At 42.3% G+C, this 551-nt stretch carries 1 protein-coding gene; it reads left to right on the forward strand.

Features of this window, described 5'->3' with window-relative positions:
- Positions 1–195: 195 nt before the first annotated feature.
- Complete coding sequence (locus tag D6024_RS26440; RefSeq protein WP_121357820.1) at positions 196–459, forward strand: hypothetical protein; 264 nt, start codon at positions 196–198, stop codon at positions 457–459.
- The last annotated feature ends 92 nt before the right edge of the window (positions 460–551 follow it).

Below are 551 nucleotides of genomic sequence, written 5' to 3' on the forward strand. Positions count from 1 at the left end.
GTTATACGCGACTAAACAACCTTCCCTTTGATGCGAGCTTTTTACATTCTTTCTGGTTTATTTCTTCTCACCTTTGTTTGTCTCATTCCATTGCCTCGACATTTTCGGGAATACAGGGTTCAGACACACGGACAGCTCGTAAACGTTCTGATCACCTATGTTCCGCATTCCGTCGGTTGCAAAATCAAATATTCCATGAAGTTTGACTTTGCTGGTAGTGAATACTCCAAGAAAGTGGGATGCAACTTTGATGAAACACATAAAGCAGGCGACATCATCCAATTGAAGCACTTGGAAGGGACTGATATTTTTCTTTTCCCAGATGAAAGCATCTCCAAAGAGTTCTTTGCTTTCGGAGCACTTGCTCTATTTGCTGTATTCCTGGTTATTTATGGAAGCAGGAAGAAGCCGGTTATCGCGTATAACATGGCCTTGGCAAAAAAGCGGCTGAAGAATTAAATTTGAACTGTAAAACACTATATGACAGAGGTGCTAAAGTGAAGCGGCATATCAAAGAATGCCGCTTCTTCGCCAAGTCCCTCTCCGTTGTG

Source organism: Flavisolibacter nicotianae (assembly GCF_003628535.1).
Taxonomy (GTDB): Bacteria; Bacteroidota; Bacteroidia; order Chitinophagales; family Chitinophagaceae; genus Flavisolibacter; species Flavisolibacter nicotianae.